This is a genomic window from Methylorubrum subtropicum, from assembly GCF_038442325.1.
Lineage (GTDB): Bacteria > Pseudomonadota > Alphaproteobacteria > Rhizobiales > Beijerinckiaceae > Methylobacterium > Methylobacterium subtropicum.
The window spans coordinates 128,444-145,589 of the sequence record NZ_JBBXMW010000009.1; the positions used below are offsets into that span (position 1 = coordinate 128,444).

Here is a 17,146-nt window from a genome sequence, read left to right on the forward strand (position 1 = left end):
AGGCACATCCATGATCGACCTGCACTACTGGCCGACACCGAACGGCCACAAGGTGACGCTGTTTCTCGAAGAGACCGGCCTGCCCTACCGCATCCATCCGGTCGATATCGGCAAGGGCGCGCAGTTCGAGCCGGCCTTCCTGAAGATCGCGCCCAACAACCGCATGCCGGCCATCGTGGATCACGAGCCGGCGGATGGCGGCGCCCCGGTCTCGCTGTTCGAGTCGGGTGCGATCCTGCTCTATCTCGCGGAGAAGACCGGCCGCTTCCTGCCGGGCGATCTGCGCGGGCGGGCCGAGACGCTGCAATGGCTGTTCTGGCAGATGGGCGGCCTCGGGCCGATGCTCGGCCAGAACCACCACTTCTCGCAATACGCCCCGGAAAAGATCCCCTACGCGATCGAGCGCTACGTCAAGGAGACCAACCGGCTCTACGGCGTGCTCGACCGGCGGCTCGCCGACCGCGCGTACGTCGCGGGCGCCGACTACACCATCGCCGACATGGCGGCCTATCCCTGGATCGTGCCGTGGGAGAAGCAGGGCCAGAGCCTCGACGACCACCCGCACCTGAAGCGCTGGTTCGACGCCATCGCCGAGCGCCCGGCGACGAAGGCGGCCTACGCCCGGGCCAAGGAGGCCAATCCGAATTACGGTCAGCCGATGAGCGAGGACGCCAAGAAGGTGATGTTCGGCCAGGACGCCGCGAACACGAAGCGGTAGCCGCCGCGCGAGCCTGTGTCCTGCGCGCCACCATCGGGAAACGGTGCGCGGGGCACCCCGGCGACCGGGTTGTGTGCCCCGCCGCACGCTGCATAGTGATTGTGTTGAACGAACACCCTCCCGTCACGAAGGCCCCGCGGCTCACGGGGCTTACGGCGGCGTAGCCGACCGCCGTCATCCGAGTAGGCAGACGGGAAGGGGGTGAGCGATGTGCTGATGTTTCCGCTTCTGCGGATCACCGTCACGAAAAACCCGAGCGGTGAGTGGTCGATGACCATCACGCTCGGGCTGATGCTGTAGTTCAACAAGAGGGGCCGCAGGTAGCCGCCTGCGGCCCCTCACCACGAATATGGAGCGCCCATCGCGCGATTGCAATCAGCGCGCGTCGCCCGTCCTCATCGCCCGCTGCGCCGCGCCGCCACCGTGGCGAGCGCGGCGAAGTCCCGGTCGCCGTCGCCGTGGGCGATGGCGTCGAGGAGGTTGTCGCGCAGCACGCTGGCGAAGGGCATCGGCACGGACGCCGCCTCGCCGGCTTCGAGCGCGAGGCGCACGTCCTTGAGGCCCAGCCGCAGAGTGAAGCCCGGCGGCTCGTAGCGGTTCTCCATGATCATCGCGCCGTAGTTCTTGTAGACCGGCGCGGCGAACAGCGTGCCGGTGAGCATGGCCAGCACGTCGGCGCCGGGGATGCCGTGGCCCTCGGAAAAGGCAGCGACCTCGCCCATCGTCTCGATCGCCGAGACGATCATGAAGTTGCCCGCGAGCTTGACCGCGTTGGCCTTCTCCGGCTCCGTGCCGAAGCGCCAGGTCTTGCTGCCCATGGCGTCGAGCAGCGGCTGGACCCGGCCGATCGCCCCGTCGTCACCCGCGGCGATGATGTTGAGCGCGCCGCTGGCCGCCGCGTCCGGTCGACCGAAGACCGGGGCGGAGATGTAAGGAACGCCCGCCCGCTCGTGCACGGCGGCCAATTCCCTGGCGAGCGCCACCGAGACCGTGGACATGCCGACATGCACCGCCGGGCGCGACGGCCCGTCGAGCAGCCCGCCCTCGACGATCACGGCGCGCAGGGCCGCGTCGTCGGCAAGCATCGTGAAGGCGGCGTCACCCGAGAACGCCTCCGCGGCGCTGCCGACCGGCTCCGCCCCCTCGACGGCGCGTGCGGCCTCGGGCGAGCGGTTCCACACCCGGACCCGATGGCCCGCGGCGACGAGGCGAGCCGCCATCGCCCGGCCCATGCGGCCGAGCCCGATGAATCCGACGTCCATATCCGTCTCCCGATTCGGAGTGCCTCACGAAACGCCGGTCACGCCGCCGCGTTCGATCGGACGTTTCGTGAGCGGCACTCAGTTGCGGTCGAGGAAGTCGAGCATCAGCCCGTTGAACATGCTGGTCGCCTCCATGTGGACGAGGTGGCCGACATTGTTGATCACCTCGGCGCGGCCGTTCGGCATGCGCGCGGCGAGCGCGCGGGCGTGGCCGGTGTTGTCGCCCATGGTGGCCCGCAGCTCCGGCGGCGCGAAGGCCTTGCCCGGCGCGTTGCGGTCGTTGGCGCCCATCACGAACAGGGTCGGGGCTTTGACGAGCGGGATCTCGTGGACGACCGGTTGCCCCCAGATCGCTTGATACGATTGCACGAACGAGCGCAGCCAGCGCGGATACTCGCCCGAGCCCTTCACCCGCTCGCGGATCTGCACGAACGGCTCGATGGCGGAAGCCGGCAGCGACAGCGAGTAGCTCGTCATCAGCTGCTTGCGGTAGGCGTCCGCGGTCAGCTCGCCCTCACGCGTGAGTAGCAGGTCGTCGGTGACCGGCGGCACGGTGAAGCGGTAATCCTCCAGCCCGATCGGCGCCTCCAGCACCAGCGCGTTGACCCGCTGGGGGAAGTTGCGCGCGATCCGCACCGCCAGCATCCCGCCCATGGAATGGGCGACGATATCGAAGCGCTGCAGCCCCAGCGCGTCGGCCAGCGCCATCGTCTCGGCGGCCATCCGGTCGAACGTGAACGGCTTGACCGGCTTCGAGGACTTGCCGAATCCGAGCTGATCCGGGACGACGACCCGGTACCCGCCCTCCGCCAGCGCGCGGATCACCGGCTCCCAGTAGCTCGAAGGAAAGTTGCGCCCGTGCAGCAAGAGGACGGTGCGGCCGTTGCCGCCCTCGGTCGGGGCGACGTCCATGTAGGCGAGGCGCTGCGCCTCGTGATCGCGCGTCAGCGGCAGGAACTTCACCGGATAGGGATAGGTGAAGCCTTCCAGCCCGATGCCGAGCGGCGTCATCGTGCCCTCCTGGGCGGGGGCCGGCGCGGCGGTCAGGGCCAGCGCCAGCAGCGCCAGGATGGGGGCGGATCGCATGGGAACTCCTTGGTCGACCGTATAAGGATAGGACAGCGCGGCCGCCTGCGCGCCCCTGTAGCGCATTTCAGCGGAGCGCGACCGTAATGGCGCCGGTCGGGCCCGACGGGCTGCCGCCGCGGGAGCGGGCGCTGGCCTTCTCGGCGATGGCGCTCGCCATGGCGATGGCGGTGCTCGACGGGGCCATCGTCAACGTCGCGCTGCCCGTGGTCGCCCGCGACCTGAACGTCCCGGCTTCCGAGGCGATCTTCGTCGTCAACGCCTACCAGATCGCGGTGACGGCGGCCCTTCTGCCGCTGGCCACGCTCGGCGAGAGCCTGGGCTACCGCCGGGTCTATCTGTGGGGGTTGGCGGCCTTCACCGCGGCCTCGCTCGCCTGTGCGCTCGCGCCCGACCTGCCGAGCCTGATCGCGGCGCGGATCGTCCAGGGGCTCGGCGGGGCCGGGATCATGAGCGTCAACACCGCGCTCGTGCGCTTCATCTACCCCAACCGCCTGCTCGGGCGGGGCGTCGGCAACGTGGCGCTCGTCGTCGCGGTCTCCTCCGCCGCCGGGCCGACCCTGGCGGCGGCCGTGCTGACGGTCGCCGACTGGCCGTGGCTTTTTCTCGTCAACCTCCCGGTCGGGCTGGCGGCCCTCGCAGTCGGCGCCCGCACGTTGCCGGAGACGCCGCGCTCGGCCCGCGCGTTCGACTGGACCAGCGCCGCCCTCAACGCGCTCACGGTCGGCCTGCTGATCGTCGGGCTCGACGGGCTGGGCGATCCGAACCGGCGCCCCTACGCGCTCGCCGGGCTGGCGGCGGCGCTCGTCGTCGGCGCGGTGTTCGTGCGCAGCCAGCTCGGGCTCGCCCGGCCGCTGCTGCCGCTCGATCTCCTGCGGATTCCGGCCTTCGCCCTGTCGATGATCTCCTCCGTCTGCGCGTTCGCGGCGCAGATGGCCGCCTACGTCGCCCTGCCGTTCCACTTCCACGACGGGCTCGGCCTGTCGGTGGCCCAGACCGGCTTCCTGATGACGCCCTGGCCCCTCGCCATCGCGGTCGCGGCGCCGCTCTCCGGGCGGCTCGCCGACCGCTACCCGCCGGGGCTGCTCGGCGCGCTCGGCCTGCTGCTGCTGGCCTTCGGCATCACGGCGCTGGCGCTGCTGGGGCCCGAGGCCTCGACCCTCGACATCGTCTGGCGGCTCACGCTCGCCGGGCTCGGCTTCGGCCTGTTCCAGTCGCCCAACAACAAGATCATCATCACCAGCGCCCCGCGGGACCGCAGCGGCGGCGCCAGCGGCATGCAGTCGAGCGCCCGGCTCGTCGGGCAATCGCTCGGCGCGGCGCTCGTCGCCGTCGCCTTCGGCCTCAGCGCCGGAGGGCCCGCCGCCGCCTTCGCCCCGACGCTCTGGTGCGCCGTGGCGCTCGCGCTCGTCGGCGCGCTGGCGAGCGGCCTGCGCCGGACGAAGCCGTGAGCGGTTTCGCGCGTTGACCGCACGGGGCGCACACGACGGACGACACCCATGGACATCGACCTGAAGGGGCGCAGCGCCCTCGTGACCGGCTCGACCGGCGGCATCGGCTACGCCGTCGCCAAGGCGCTCGGGCAGCTCGGCGCCACGGTGGCGGTCAACGGGCGCACGGGCGAGCGGGTCAACGCCGCCATCGAGCGGCTGCGCGGCGAGGTGCCGGGCGGGGGCTTCATCGCGGGCATCGGCGATGTCGGCACCGAGGAAGGCGCGGCCGAACTGGTCGCGGCGCTGCCCAAGGTCGACATCCTGATCAACAACGCCGGCATCTTCGAGCCCAAGCCCTTCTTCGAGATTCCCGACGGGGAATGGCGCCGGTTCTTCGAGGTGAACGTGATGAGCGGCATTCGGCTGGCCCGCGCCTACGGGCCCGGCATGGTCGAGCGCGGCTGGGGCCGCATCGTCTTCCTTAGTAGCGAGTCCGGCATCAACATCCCCGTCGAGATGGTCCATTACGGCATGACCAAGACGGCCCAGCTCGCCGTCTCCCGCGGCCTCGCCGAGACGGTCGGCGGCAGCGGCGTCACCGTCAACAGCGTGCTGCCCGGCCCGACGCTCACCGAGGGCGTGGCGGACTTCCTGGAATCCATGGGCGGCGCCGGCGGCGACCTCGAAGAGAAGGGCCGCGCCTTCATCGCCGAGAACCGCCCGACCTCGCTGCTCAAGCGCCTCGCCCAGCCGGAGGAGGTGGCCAGCATGGTGGCCTATCTCTGCACCCCGGCGGCCAGCGCCACGACCGGGGCGGCCTTGCGGGTCGATGGCGGGGTGCTGCGCAGCATCGCGTGAGAAACAGCCATCCCACCCATACCCCTCATCCTGAGGTGCCGCGAAGCGGCCTCGAAGGAGGGCTCCAGTTCGCGCACGATCCCTGGAGCCCTCCTTCGAGGCTCCGCCTTCGGCTGCGCACCTCAGGATGAGGGGGATGGGTGGGAGGGGCCGGTGGAACGATCGTAGAGGCCTCCGCCTCACACCGTCATTGCGAGGCGGAGCCGAAGCAATGACGGCGAGGGTCCGCCGGACCGGGCGTGCCTTACGAAAAACAAAACCCGGTCCGCACGAGCGAACCGGGCTTGAAACCTCGGCGCGTCATGCACGCCGGAACCGTCTCGAAAAGAAGTCAGCCCTTCAGATGGGCGGCCAGGTGCTTGTTCATCTCGAACATCGAGCACTTGTCCTTGCCGAAAATCTTCTTGAGCTTGTCGTCGGCGAGAATCTCGCGCTTGTTCTCGGGGTTCTGGAGGTTGTGCTTCTTGATGTGTTCCCACACCTTGCTGACCACCTCGCCGCGGGGGAGCGGCTTGTCGCCGACGATGGCGGCGAGGTCGGCGGAGGGCTTCAGCGGCTGCTGCAGGGCGTTCGGCTTGGCGCCGGCTTCGGCCTTGGTGGCGGTGGCCTTCTTCGGGGCGGCCTTGGCGGCGGGCTTCTCGGCCTTGGCCTCGTCCTTCTTGGGGGCGGCCTTCTTCTCCGTCGTCTTCGTTGCCATGGTGTCCCTCCGTTCTGCGATCCGGCAGCAATTTCGAAACGAGCCCGGGGGTTCCGGGGCGCTAGGGAGCAACAACTAAGCGGTACCGCGCCCGTTCCAAGAGCTCGAGCGCGCCGTTCGCGTGTCCATCCACAGATCAGGAGCGGTTTTCGCCAGCTTGTGCAAGCCTTCGCGCCCCGAGGGCGTCGTTCGGGGGCCGGCATGCACAGGCGTTTGCCGTGGGGAACCGCTCACGCTGCACCGCATTCAACGCAGGATCCCGTGTCGAGGGAGCAAGCGAGGAGACCCGGATGCCGACGGACCTGCCCGCCGAGCGCAGCTTGCGCAAACCCGGAAGCCTGGAACTCGACCCCGCGGGCGGCGAGGGCGTCGCCATCGACGAGACGCCGCGCCTCATCGCCTCGGACAAGGTCGAGGGCACGCCGGTCTACGACGGCACCGGCCGCCATCTCGGCACCGTGCACAACTTCATGGTCGACAAGGTCTCGGGGCAGGTCGCCTACGCGGTCCTGTCCTTCGGCGGCTTTCTGGGGATCGGCGAGACCTACCATCCGCTGCCGTGGTCGGCGCTGACCTACTCGGTCGAACTCGGCGGCTACGTGGTCGATATCGACCCGGCCGATTTGGAGGGCGCGCCGAGCCAGGGGCCCGGCGAGGATCCGTTCTCCGATCCGAGCTTCGGCGGTCGGCTCGACGACCACTGGGGCGGTCGCAAGGCGCCGACCGCCTGAGCCAGCCTCAAGTGTCAGAACTTGCCGCCGAGGCCGACGCCGCCGGCCCCGACCGACGGGGACAAGCCGCCCGACGACGAGCGCCCGCCCTGGCCGGCGCCCTCGAGTTCGTCGCGGCTGATCCGGCGGGCGCCGGCATCGGCGGCGCGGGCCTCGCCGCGCACGTTCTTGGGAAGGTCGAGGCGCCGGGTCGGGGTCGAGGGCAGCGGCGCGCCGTCGTCATCGACCTGCGCGGTCCGGGCGGCGCGGCCCGGAAGGGTGCCGCGGGCCGAGGGCGGCGGGCCGATCTCGGTCTCGGGCATGACGCCCGCGCCGCCGCTGAAGAGCTGGCAGCCGCCGAGGCTCGCGGCCAGCAGCGCCGCGGCGGTGAGTTTCGGCAAGGAGTTTGCGAAGGCCGCGGTGCGGAACATCGGCGGAAGGGGCATCGGTGTCGTCCTCGTCGCGGCCGCGTCCAGCGGCGGCCCCGCTTCACTCGCGTCTTCTCCTGCACGGCTCTAAGGCAGGGTTGGGGCGAAAACCAGACGGCGGGCGGGAGGGGTGGAGCCGCGATCCACCGCCCATCCTGCGCCGGCTCTGCGGTTTGCGGTTCTTCACCCCGCCCCGGCGGGTCCATAACTTCGCCGCGGTTGCCGCGCATCGCTGCGACATCCGCGCGCTTCGCTCCGACCGGCCGCGGCCCGTCCACGGTACGACGATGACGATTCCAGGCGGCGAGAGGGTTTTTGGGGTGCGCAGACTGATCCGGACGATCGTGGCCTCGGCGATCGCCCTCCTGCCGACGGTGGCTCTGGCCGGAGACGCCAGCCCCAACGGCTCCGGTGAGGCGCCGCCCGCGGCCCCGGCCCCCGCCCCCGCGGCGCCGCCGCCGGTCCAGGGCGGCACGCCCGCGACCGTGCTCGACACCCAGGATTACGAGAGCCTGCTCGGAAAGAGCGTGCGCGCCATGAACGGCGACGACCTCGGCCGGATCATCGACGTGATCATCGACCGGGAGGGCCGCCCGCGGGCGGCGGTGATCGATTTCGGCGGCTTCCTCGGCGTCGGCTCGCGCAAGATCGCGGTGGACTGGCGCGTGCTGAAGTTCACCACCGAGGGCAAGGTCGGCCGCCTCGTGCTCCAGCTCAACCGCAATCAGGTCCGGGTCTCGCCCGAATACAAGGCCGGCGAGCCGATCGTGGTGCTGGGCGCCGCGAGCCCCGCCACCGCCGCCGCGCCGGAGGCCGATCCGGCCGGCACCACGCCTGCCGCGACCCCTGCTCCTGCGCCGGCTCCCACGCCCGCGGCGGCGCCCGCTCCGGCCCCGGAGAAGCCGGCCGAGACGGCCAGACCTGCCGAGCCGGCGAAGCCCGCTGAGCCTGCGAAGCCCGCTGAGCCTGCGAAGCCGCAGGACAACAAGACGCCGGACGGTAAATGACGGCGATCCCGGTGACGGAGAGGCGGGCGGTCCTGCCCCGCGAGCGCGACGTCCCCCGGCCCGATCCGCGGGACCGGGCCGGCTGGCGCCCCTCCCGCCGCCCGGGTCCCGGCACGGGCGGACCGACACCGGCCGCGCCGCCGCCCAGCGCCGCGCGCGGGCTCGACGCCTTCACCTTCTTCATCGCCAACCTTCAGACCGGCTTCGGCCCGTTCCTCGCGGTCTACTTCACCCAGCAGAAGTGGACGCAATCCGACATCGGCCTCGCGCTGACGGTGGGCAGCCTCGTCAGCCTGCTCGGGCAGATGCCCGGCGGCGCCTTCGTCGATGCCTCGCGCTCGAAGCGCTTCGCCGCCGGCTTCTCGGCCTTCTGGGTCGGGATGAGCGCGGTGATGCTCGCGGCCTTCCCGACCTACCTCATCGTCATGCTCGCCATGGCGATCCACTCGGCGGCGAGCTGCGTGCTGACGCCGGCCATCGCGGCGATCTCGATCGGCCTCGTCGGCCACGCCAACGCGGGCGCCCGGCTCGGCCGCAACGCCAGCTTCTCCGCCATCGGCAACGCGCTGGGCGCGGCCAGCATGGGCGCGGTCGGCTACTACCTATCGAACGACGCGGTGTTCTACCTCGCGGGCGCGCTCGTCATCCCGGCGCTGATCTCGCTGCGCTTCATCCCCTCGCGGCGCACCGAGGCGGCCCGTCCTGCGGCTGCCGGAGAGGCACCGACGCCGCCCTCGGCCGGGGGCATGGCCGCGCTCCTCAAGAACCGCGCGCTGCTGTGCTTCGCCGCCTGCATGGTGCTGTTCTTCCTCGCCAACGCCGCGATGCTGCCGCTGGTCGGCTCGGTGATGACGCTGCGCGCGAGCGAGACCGCGACCGCGCTGGTCGCGGCCTGCATCATGGTCCCGCAGGCGGTGCTCGCCGTCACCGCGCCCTTCGTCGGGCGCCTCGCGCAGAGCTGGGGCCGCAAGCCGCTGCTCGTCATCGGCTTCGCCGCGCTCCCCGTGCGCGGCCTGCTCTTCGCCTTCGTCAGCGACCCCTACTGGATGGTGGCGATCCAGGTGTTCGACGGCATCTCGGCGTCCGTGCTCGGCGTCATGGTTCCGCTGATCGTCTCCGACCTCACCCGCGGCACCGGCCGCTTCAACACCGCGCTCGGCGCGGTCGGCACCGGCATGGGCATCGGCGCCGCGCTCTCGACGGCGCTCGCGGGCTTCATGGCGGACAACCTCGGCAGCCAGAGCACGTTTTTGGGATTGGCCGTGATGGGCGCGGTCGGCCTCGTCCTCGTGCTGCTGATCATGCCGGAGACGCGGGGCAAAGGCTCCGAAGATCGCGCAAGCGCTTGATGAGTCCCGACCCGGCGCGCAGGAGCCTTGACCTGCGCCCCTCGACGCGCTTGGAGTGCATGCTGCGCCGCACGGTCGCTCAAGTCCCGTTCAGCTTGGCCGCGATAGTTCGCGGGAAAGCGGCCCGTGCTTGAAACATAAGGCGACGCTTCGCGTTGCGGTTAACGGGCCCAGCCTGCGCCTGCCGCGCTGACGGCATGCGCCTCGCCGCCCTGCGGGTCTGATCGAATCGGGATTGACGGTCGCGATGGAAGATCTCTGCCAATACGCCAACCGGCCCTTCGCCTTCGTCGGGCGCTATCTCAAGCGCCGCATCATCCCCCACCTCGTCATCCTGTTCGCGGTTCTCGGCGCCGTCACCTTCTCGGTCTCGACGGATTACGCGCTGAAAGGTGTGGTCGATGCGCTGGGCAAGGGGCCGAGCGCCGGTCAGGTCTGGACGGCGCTCGCGGTGCTGATCGCCTTCATCGCCGCCGACAACCTGCTCTGGCGCGTGGCCGCGCTCGTCGGCGCCTTCACCTTCGTCGGCGTGACGGGTGATATCCGCCGCGATATGTTCCGCCACATGACGGGCCACGCCCCGTCCTTCTTCGCCGACCGGCAGCCGGGCACCCTGGCGTCGCGCATCACGGCGACCTCGAACGCGATCTTCACCGTCGAGAATATGTTCACGTTCAACGTGATGCCGCCCTGCGTCGCGGCGGTGCTCTCGATCATCTACATCGGCACCGTGAACCTCACGATGGCGCTCGTGCTCGCCACCATCTTCACCGCGGTCGTGGTGCTGATGTTCAAGATGGCGTCCGCCGGCAAGCCGCTGCACCACGACTTCGCGGCGAAAGCCGCGAGCGTCGACGGCGAGATGGTCGATCTCGTCGGCAACATGCCGCTGGTGCGCGCCTTCTCGGCCTTCAACCGCGAGTTCGTCCGCTTCGACGGCACCATCGGCACCGAGATGCGGGCGCGCCGCTCCTCGCTGATCTACCTCGAGAAGCTGCGCATCACCCACGCCATCCTCACCGTCGTCTCGATCCTCGGCCTGCTCTACTGGTCGATCAAGATGTGGGAGGCGGGGCAGGCCACCACCGGTCAGGTCGTGCTGGTCTGCACGCTCGGCATCCGCATCCTCGCCGCCACCCGCGACCTCGCCGTGGCGCTGGTGGACGCGACCCAGCACACCGCCCGCCTATCAGAGGCGCTGCACACCCTGCTTCAGCCGCACGAGCTGGTGGACCACCCGGAGGCCGAGACGCTGATCGGCCAGACCGGCGCCGAGATGCATTTCGACCACGTCGCCTTCAGCTACCCGGACGGGCGCACCGTCTTCTCCGATTTCGACCTGCTGATCCCGCCCGGTCAGACGGTCGGGCTGGTGGGCAAGTCCGGCGGCGGCAAGTCGACCCTGTTCTCGCTGATCCAGCGCTTCTACGAGGTGCAGGGCGGGCGCATCCTCATCAACGGCCAGGACATCAACCGGGTTACGCAGGAGAGCCTGCGCGAGGCCATCACGGTGGTCCCGCAGGACGTCTCGATGTTCCACCGGAGCCTACGCGAGAACATCCGCTACGGCCGGCCCGACGCCAGCGACGAGGACGTGTGGAAGGCGGCCGAAGCCGCGCATTGCACCGACTTCATCCAGGCGCTGCCCGAGGGCTTCGACACCATCGTCGGCGACCGAGGCGTGAAGCTCTCGGGCGGCCAGCGCCAGCGCATCGCCATCGCCCGCGCGATCCTGAAGGACTCGCCGATCCTGCTCCTCGACGAGGCGACCTCGGCCCTCGACGCCGAGTCGGAAGAAGCGATCCGCGCCGCGCTCGCCAACCTGATGAAGGGCCGCACCGTCATCGCCATCGCCCACCGCCTCTCGACGCTGAAGGACTTCGACCGGATCGTGGTGCTGGAAGGCGGCAAGATCGTCCAGGACGGCTCGCCGGAAAAGCTCACCCATCTCGACGGCTTCTACCGCGAGCTGATGAAGAAGGAATCGATGTCGATGGCGCTCGCGGCGGCGTGAGCCGGAGCGTTCGACACGATCCTTCATCCCCCTCGTCCCACCCAACCCCCTCATCCTGAGGTTCTGCGCAGCAGCCTCGAAGGAGGGCTCCAGGGATCGCCGAGACTTCTGGAGCCCTCCTTCGAGGCCTCCGCTTCGCTCCGGCACCTCAGGATGAGGGGATTGGGTGGGAGTGGCCGCCACCCACCAAAGCCCGAGCGTCCGGTTGCGGGAGGCCGGCCCGCTTCATAGGTTAACCCGCTTCAGGCGGCCCCACCGGTCCGGTCCCGCCCTCCCCCATGGCAGGAGCGAGCCGCACCGTGCCCGACCAGCAATTCGCCAGCGACAACTATGCCGGGATCTGCCCCGAGGCGATGGCAGCGATGGTGGCCGCCAATGCCGGTCACGCCCCGGCCTACGGCGCCGACAGCTGGACCCAGGCCGCCGCGGACGGCTTCCGGCGGCTGTTCGAGACGGACTGCGAGGTGTTCTTCGTCTTCAACGGCACGGCGGCGAACTCGCTGGCTTTGGCCTCGCTCTGCCAGTCCTATCACAGCGTCGTCTGCGCCGACTCGGCGCACATCGAGACCGACGAGTGCGGCGCGCCGGAGTTCTTCTCCAACGGCTCGAAGCTCCTCACCGTGGCGAGCCCGAACGGCAAGCTGACGCCGGAGTCGCTGCGCGCGATGGCGGGCAAGCGCAGCGACATCCACTTCCCCAAGCCCAAGGCGGCGACGATCACGCAGGCCACCGAGACCGGCCGGGTCTACCGGCCGGACGAGATCGCCCACCTCGCCGAGACCTGCCGCGCGCTCGGCCTGCACCTGCACATGGACGGCGCGCGCTTTTCCAACGCCTGCGCCTCGCTCGACGCCGCCCCCGCCGAGTTGACGTGGAAGGCCGGCGTCGACGTGCTCTGCTTCGGTGGCACCAAGAACGGCATGGCCATCGGCGAGGCGGTGGTCTTCTTCGACACCGCCTTGGCGGAGGACTTCGACTACCGCTGCAAGCAGGCGGGCCAGCTCGCCTCCAAGATGCGCTACCTCTCGGCCCCCTGGGTGGGGATGCTGGAGGACGACGCGTGGCTGCGCCACGCCCGCCACGCCAATGCCTGCGCCCGCCGCCTCGCGGCTGCCATCGCCGACGTACCGGGCGTTTCCTTCGCCGCCCCGGTCGAGGCCAACGGCGTGTTCCTCGACCTGTCGACCGACGCGCAGGAGCGCCTGCGGGCGCGGGGCTGGCACTTCTACGGCTTCATCGGCGGCGCATCCCGCTTCATGTTCGCGTGGGACTCGCACATCGAGCGGGTCGATGCGCTGGCCCGCGACATCCGCGCCTGCGCGATGGCGGCGGCGGCGTAGGGGAATCTACTTGGCCTGGCCGGCGACGGTGGCGACGTAGAGCGCGACGGCCTCGACCTGTTCCGGGGTCAGATCCTCGAAGGCCGGCATCACGCCGATGCCGTTGGTGACCGCGGCGGCGACGCGGGAGGCGTCCGGCTTCAACGCGTCGAGGACGGGTCCGACCTCCCCCTTCGTGCCCGCATCCGCCAGCGTATGGCACGCGCCGCATTGCGGCTCGGCGATCTCCGTGAAGACGCGCTTGCCCAGTTCGAGCCGGGCCGGATCGGCCGAAGCCGCCCCGGCGACGAGGAGACCGCCCAGCAGGGCAAGAGCGGGGAAGAGGGACATCGAGGCGGCCCGCGGCATCAGCCGATCTCCACGGTGATCGCCGGCCCCCGCCAGCCGTTGTAGCTGTAGCCGCCGCCGTTCGGGGGCGTGCTGTCGGGCTGGATGTTGCCGGCCGCATCGGTCGCCCGGCTCGCCAGGACGTGCGTACCGGGGCCGAGATCGATCGGCAGGGCGAAGACGCGCCACGCATAGGGCCCCAGGTCCGGGCCGACGAAGGGCGCGCGCGTCCAGGTCTTGCCGCCATCGGCCGTCACCTCGACCTGCGCCACCGCGTGCAACCCGCCGAACGCGACCCCCGAGACGACGGTGCGGCCCGCGGACATCCCCGTCAGCGGCGCGTCGATCCACGATCGCACCGGCTGCTCCCAGACCGACGGCTGGCTCGGCGCGGCCTTCTCGCCGACGCCGTGCATGCGGTAGCTCGTGGCCTGGATCTTGGCGTCCGTCTCGGCCTCGGTGAGCGCCACCGTCTTCACGTACTTGATGTTGTTCACGCCGGAATAGCCCGGCACGATCATCCGGAGCGGCCCGCCATGGGCAAGCGGGATCGGGGCGCCGTTCACCCCCCAGGCCAGAATCACCGTGTCGAGGGCGGAGAGCGGCACCGAGCGCTCGACGACGATGTCCCTGGGCTTGAGCCCGGGGGGGAGACTCTCCCCGCCGGTGCCGGTGACGAACTTCACCCCCGCGGCCGGCCCGCCGAGGGACTCGACCACCGCCTTCAGCGGCACGCCGGTCCAGATCACGCAGCCCGCGGCCCCCACGGTCCAGGGCGTGCCGGAGATCTTCTGGCCGGGTTGCAGCATGTCCTGCATGTACCGGCGGCCGTTGCCCGAGCATTGCAGGACGGTGGCGACGCTGGCCAACCCGATCCGCTTCAGGTCGGCCACGGTCAGGGTCGCGGGCTTGGCGACGCCCGCGATCTCGACCTGCCACGCGTCCCGGTCGGCCACGATGGATTCGGGCGGCGGGGCGACGTTGTTGCGGATGAACAGGCGGTCGATGGGCGTGATCACCCCCTCGGCCAGCCCGCGCTTGGTTTCGAGCGTCTGGTTCGAGTGGACGGTGAACGCCTCGGCATCCTTCCAGGCGACGTAACCCGGCAGCTTCGATCCCGCCTTGGGCGGTTCCGCCCCGGCCTTGTTCGGCTCCGTCCCGGGCTGTCCCGTCTCGAAGGCGGAAGCCGTCGAGGTCAGACCGGCGGCGACCGCGGTCGCGCCGACGGCGAGGAGGTGACGGCGATGCAGAATCGTCGGCTCAGACACGCAGGACGTCCCCCCATTTCGGTATTCTTGAGAAGAATCTTCTGCCGAGCGGGCACCCCGTGGTCAAGCGTTCCAACGTCACGATGACTTTACGGCGAGGGAGGGCGCGTGCGGATCGCGGAGCGGCAAGGGTGTGCGACGCCACGGGTCATACCGGTCGACATCGCGTTCGTGACGACCCGGCTCGGCCTAGAGCATCGTCCTTTTCAGACAGCCGGAAACCACCTTTCGGGACGATGCTTCAGAACGACGGTGTCCGGTCTGCGAGTTCCGCCGGCTGCACGGCTCCGCTGCGAACGACCGTCCTGCGCTATGCGCTTGCCGGGTCCGACGCACCGCGCGCATTGCGCCGGATGACCTGCGGCGGCTGGCCGAACGCCCGGAGGAAGGCCCGGCGCATCCGGTTGCGGTCGGCGAAACCGGTCTGGTCGGCGACGGCGTCGATGGGATGGCGGCTGCGCTCCATCAACACGCGGGCCGCCTCGACGCGCAGGTTCTCGACCGCCTTGGCCGGCGATTGTCCGGTCTCGGCATGGAAGACGCGGCTGAACTGGCGCGGGCTGAGACGGGCGGCCTCCGCCAGTTCCTCGACCGAGAGCGGGCGGTGGAGGTTCTGCTTGGCGTAGGTCAGGGCGGCCTGGATGCGATCCGACTTCGCGTCGAGGTCGAGCAGCGTCGAGAACTGCGACTGTCCGCCCGCCCGGCGGTGATAGAGCACCAGTTTCTTGGCGACCGCCTTCGCCACCTCTTCGCCGAGATCGGCTTCGATCAGGGCGAGCGCGAGGTCGATGCCGGCGCTCATGCCCGCCGATGTCCAGATCGGCCCGTCGTTGACGTAGATCCGGTCCGCCTCCGCCGCGCAGTTCGGGAACCGGTCCTGCAACTCACGCGCATGCATCCAATGCGTCGTCACCCGCCGGCCGTCGAGCAGGCCGGCCTCGCCGAGGATGAAGGCTCCGGTGCAGATCGCGGCGACGCGCCGGGCTTCGGTGGCTGCATGCCTGACGAGGGCGACGAGACCCGGCGTCGTCGTCTGGACGAAGCTGCCACCGCCGACGACGAGCGTGTCGAAGGCCGTCTCGCCGAGCGCCTGCGTCTCCATCGTCATGCCGGCCGAGGTGCGGACCGGCCCGCCCCGTTCGGAGACGAAATGGATGTCGTAGGTCGCCTCGTCGGCCACCGCGTTGGCGATCTCGAAGGCCGAGACGGCCGCCAGCGCCATGACCGAGCAATCCGGATAGACGACGAAGCCGAGGCGCTGCATGACCGTTTCCCGATGTCTTAAATCGACGCAACTATGACATTTGCGTCGCATCCCGGCAACGGTAGCTTTTCTCCACCGAACGCCGCCGGCTTCCGGCGCTCAGCGAGGACAGCGACGATGACCACGCATTCCAGCAGCATCCCCGCCACCAAGGGCCTCGCCGTCGTGACCGGCGCATCCGCCGGCATCGGCGCGGTCTACGCCGACCGGCTCGCCAAGCGGGGATACGATCTCGTACTGGTCGCCCGCAGCGAGGAGCGCCTGCAGGCGCTCGCCGACCGTCTCACCCGCGAGACCGGGCGCCACGTCGAGCCGTTCGTGGCGGATCTCGGCCGAAAGGACGATCTCGCACGTCTGGAGGCACGCCTGCGCGAGGACGCGCGCATCACCCTGCTGGTCAACAACGCCGGCATCGGCTCCGTCGCCTCGATCCTAAAGGCCGACGTGGACGAAATGGACGCCATGATCGGGCTCAACATCACCGCGCTGACCCGCCTGACATACGCGGTCGCGCCGGCCTTCGCGGCGCGCGGGTCGGGGACCATCGTCAACATCGCGTCCGTCGTCGGCATCGCGGTCGAGATGCTCAACGGCGTCTACAGCGCCTCGAAGTCCTACGTCCTCAGCTTCGGCCACTCGCTCCAGAAGGACCTCGCGGACAAGGGCGTGCGGGTCCAGACCGTTCTGCCGGGCGCGACGGCCACCGAGTTCTGGGATGTCGCGGGCTACGCGGCGCAGAAGACGTCGGCGATCACCATGTCGGCGGCCGATCTGGTCGATGCCGCGCTCGCCGGCCTCGACCAGGGCGAGATGGTCACGATCCCGGGCCTGCAGGATGTCGGCGACTGGACGCGCTGGGAGGAGGACCGCCGCGCCATCTCCGCCAAGTTCAACAACGCCAAGCCCGCGCCGCGCTACGGCCTCGACACGGCAAGCGCGGCCTGAGCCTCAAGGAACGCCCATGCCGTATCTTCAGCTCGACGTCACCGGCACGTATTCCGTGGCCTCCAAGCAGCGCCTCGCCGCGCTGATGAGCCGGACCTACGCGGAGATGATGTCGGTCGATATCCGGCGGATCAGCGTCGCCATCCGCGAACTCGGCGCGGGCGGCGTCTGGCGGATACCGGAGACCGGCGGTGAGCCGGTTCCGGTCTCCGTGATGATGCTGGACATCCGCAGGGGGCGCTCCGCCGAGTTGCGGATGGCGGTCGCCAAGGCGCTCTGCGCCCATTGCGTCGCGGTGCTCGGCCTGTCCGAGGACCGCCTCAACGTGGAGTTCACGCAGCACACGGGCGACGAGATGTATCATCCGGCCCTCGGGGGATCAGTCCCGAATGGTCGCCGGATGAGCGGTGACCCGCGATACGGACGATCCTGAGGAACCG

At 70.3% G+C, this 17,146-nt stretch carries 17 protein-coding genes; 10 read left to right on the forward strand and 7 right to left on the reverse strand.

Annotated elements, in window-relative coordinates; all coding sequences use genetic code 11:
- Window positions 1-10: 10 nt before the first annotated feature.
- Complete coding sequence (locus AAHG03_RS14445) at window positions 11-718, forward strand: glutathione binding-like protein (RefSeq protein WP_342151370.1); 708 nt, start codon at window positions 11-13, stop codon at window positions 716-718.
- 395 nt (window positions 719-1,113) lie between these two features.
- On the opposite strand, the gene AAHG03_RS14450 is transcribed toward AAHG03_RS14445, so the two are convergent.
- The gene (locus AAHG03_RS14450) at window positions 1,114-1,980 is read right to left on the reverse strand and encodes an NAD(P)-dependent oxidoreductase (protein ID WP_342151371.1); all 867 of its coding nucleotides are present in this window, start codon (window positions 1,978-1,980) and stop codon (window positions 1,114-1,116) included.
- A 78-nt stretch (window positions 1,981-2,058) separates the two neighbouring features.
- Window positions 2,059-3,066, reverse strand: coding sequence for an alpha/beta fold hydrolase (locus tag AAHG03_RS14455; protein ID WP_342151372.1), 1,008 nt, complete (start codon window positions 3,064-3,066; stop codon window positions 2,059-2,061).
- A gap of 86 nt (window positions 3,067-3,152) precedes the next feature.
- On the opposite strand from AAHG03_RS14455, the gene AAHG03_RS14460 reads away from it, so the two are divergent.
- Window positions 3,153-4,517 (forward strand): MFS transporter, encoded by a 1,365-nt coding sequence (locus AAHG03_RS14460; RefSeq protein ID WP_342151373.1) that lies wholly within the window; start codon window positions 3,153-3,155, stop codon window positions 4,515-4,517.
- A gap of 48 nt (window positions 4,518-4,565) precedes the next feature.
- On the forward strand, window positions 4,566-5,357 hold the full coding sequence (locus AAHG03_RS14465; RefSeq protein ID WP_342151374.1) for an SDR family NAD(P)-dependent oxidoreductase: 792 nt from the start codon (window positions 4,566-4,568) through the stop codon (window positions 5,355-5,357).
- Window positions 5,358-5,688: 331 nt separating this feature from the next.
- Here the strand turns inward: AAHG03_RS14465 and AAHG03_RS14470 are convergent, their stop codons facing one another.
- Window positions 5,689-6,054, reverse strand: coding sequence for an SWIB/MDM2 domain-containing protein (locus AAHG03_RS14470; RefSeq protein ID WP_342151376.1), 366 nt, complete (start codon window positions 6,052-6,054; stop codon window positions 5,689-5,691).
- A 290-nt stretch (window positions 6,055-6,344) separates the two neighbouring features.
- On the opposite strand from AAHG03_RS14470, the gene AAHG03_RS14475 reads away from it, so the two are divergent.
- Complete coding sequence (locus AAHG03_RS14475; protein WP_342151377.1) at window positions 6,345-6,785, forward strand: PRC-barrel domain-containing protein; 441 nt, start codon at window positions 6,345-6,347, stop codon at window positions 6,783-6,785.
- Window positions 6,786-6,799: 14 nt separating this feature from the next.
- Here AAHG03_RS14475 and AAHG03_RS14480 read toward each other — a convergent pair whose 3' ends face one another.
- Window positions 6,800-7,210 (reverse strand): hypothetical protein, encoded by a 411-nt coding sequence (locus AAHG03_RS14480; protein WP_342151378.1) that lies wholly within the window; start codon window positions 7,208-7,210, stop codon window positions 6,800-6,802.
- A 302-nt stretch (window positions 7,211-7,512) separates the two neighbouring features.
- Here AAHG03_RS14480 and AAHG03_RS14485 point away from each other — a divergent pair, with 302 nt between their 5' ends.
- The 4 genes from AAHG03_RS14485 to AAHG03_RS14500 all read left to right on the forward strand — a co-directional run bounded on the left by AAHG03_RS14485 (window position 7,513) and on the right by AAHG03_RS14500 (window position 12,902).
- Window positions 7,513-8,199, forward strand: a complete 687-nt coding sequence (locus AAHG03_RS14485) for a PRC-barrel domain-containing protein (RefSeq protein ID WP_342151379.1) — start codon at window positions 7,513-7,515, stop codon at window positions 8,197-8,199.
- On the forward strand, window positions 8,196-9,548 hold the full coding sequence (locus tag AAHG03_RS14490) for an MFS transporter (RefSeq protein ID WP_342151380.1): 1,353 nt from the start codon (window positions 8,196-8,198) through the stop codon (window positions 9,546-9,548). Before AAHG03_RS14485 ends, AAHG03_RS14490 begins: the two co-directional genes overlap by 4 nt.
- A 247-nt stretch (window positions 9,549-9,795) precedes the next feature.
- A complete protein-coding gene (locus AAHG03_RS14495; RefSeq protein WP_342151381.1) occupies window positions 9,796-11,562 on the forward strand; it encodes an ABC transporter ATP-binding protein in 1,767 nt (588 codons plus the stop codon).
- A gap of 299 nt (window positions 11,563-11,861) precedes the next feature.
- Window positions 11,862-12,902: a threonine aldolase family protein gene (locus AAHG03_RS14500; protein ID WP_342151382.1), complete on the forward strand. Its 1,041-nt coding sequence runs from the start codon at window positions 11,862-11,864 to the stop codon at window positions 12,900-12,902.
- Window positions 12,903-12,908: 6 nt separating this feature from the next.
- Here the strand turns inward: AAHG03_RS14500 and sorU are convergent, their stop codons facing one another.
- The 3 genes from sorU to AAHG03_RS14515 form a co-directional block, all read right to left on the reverse strand.
- Complete coding sequence (sorU, locus tag AAHG03_RS14505; protein ID WP_342151461.1) at window positions 12,909-13,232, reverse strand: SorU family sulfite dehydrogenase c-type cytochrome subunit; 324 nt, start codon at window positions 13,230-13,232, stop codon at window positions 12,909-12,911.
- A 17-nt stretch (window positions 13,233-13,249) separates the two neighbouring features.
- Entirely contained in the window at window positions 13,250-14,479 is a 1,230-nt protein-coding gene (gene sorT / locus AAHG03_RS14510) for a SorT family sulfite dehydrogenase catalytic subunit (RefSeq protein ID WP_459558962.1), read from the reverse strand.
- A gap of 328 nt (window positions 14,480-14,807) precedes the next feature.
- Window positions 14,808-15,761: a GlxA family transcriptional regulator gene (locus tag AAHG03_RS14515; RefSeq protein ID WP_342151384.1), complete on the reverse strand. Its 954-nt coding sequence runs from the start codon at window positions 15,759-15,761 to the stop codon at window positions 14,808-14,810.
- Window positions 15,762-15,878: 117 nt separating this feature from the next.
- Here AAHG03_RS14515 and AAHG03_RS14520 point away from each other — a divergent pair, with 117 nt between their 5' ends.
- Complete coding sequence (locus AAHG03_RS14520) at window positions 15,879-16,706, forward strand: SDR family NAD(P)-dependent oxidoreductase (RefSeq protein ID WP_342151385.1); 828 nt, start codon at window positions 15,879-15,881, stop codon at window positions 16,704-16,706.
- Window positions 16,707-16,722: 16 nt separating this feature from the next.
- Window positions 16,723-17,139 carry a tautomerase family protein gene (locus tag AAHG03_RS14525; RefSeq protein WP_342151387.1) on the forward strand — a complete coding sequence of 139 codons (417 nt, stop codon included), beginning with the start codon at window positions 16,723-16,725 and terminating at the stop codon, window positions 17,137-17,139.
- The last annotated feature ends 7 nt before the right edge of the window (window positions 17,140-17,146 follow it).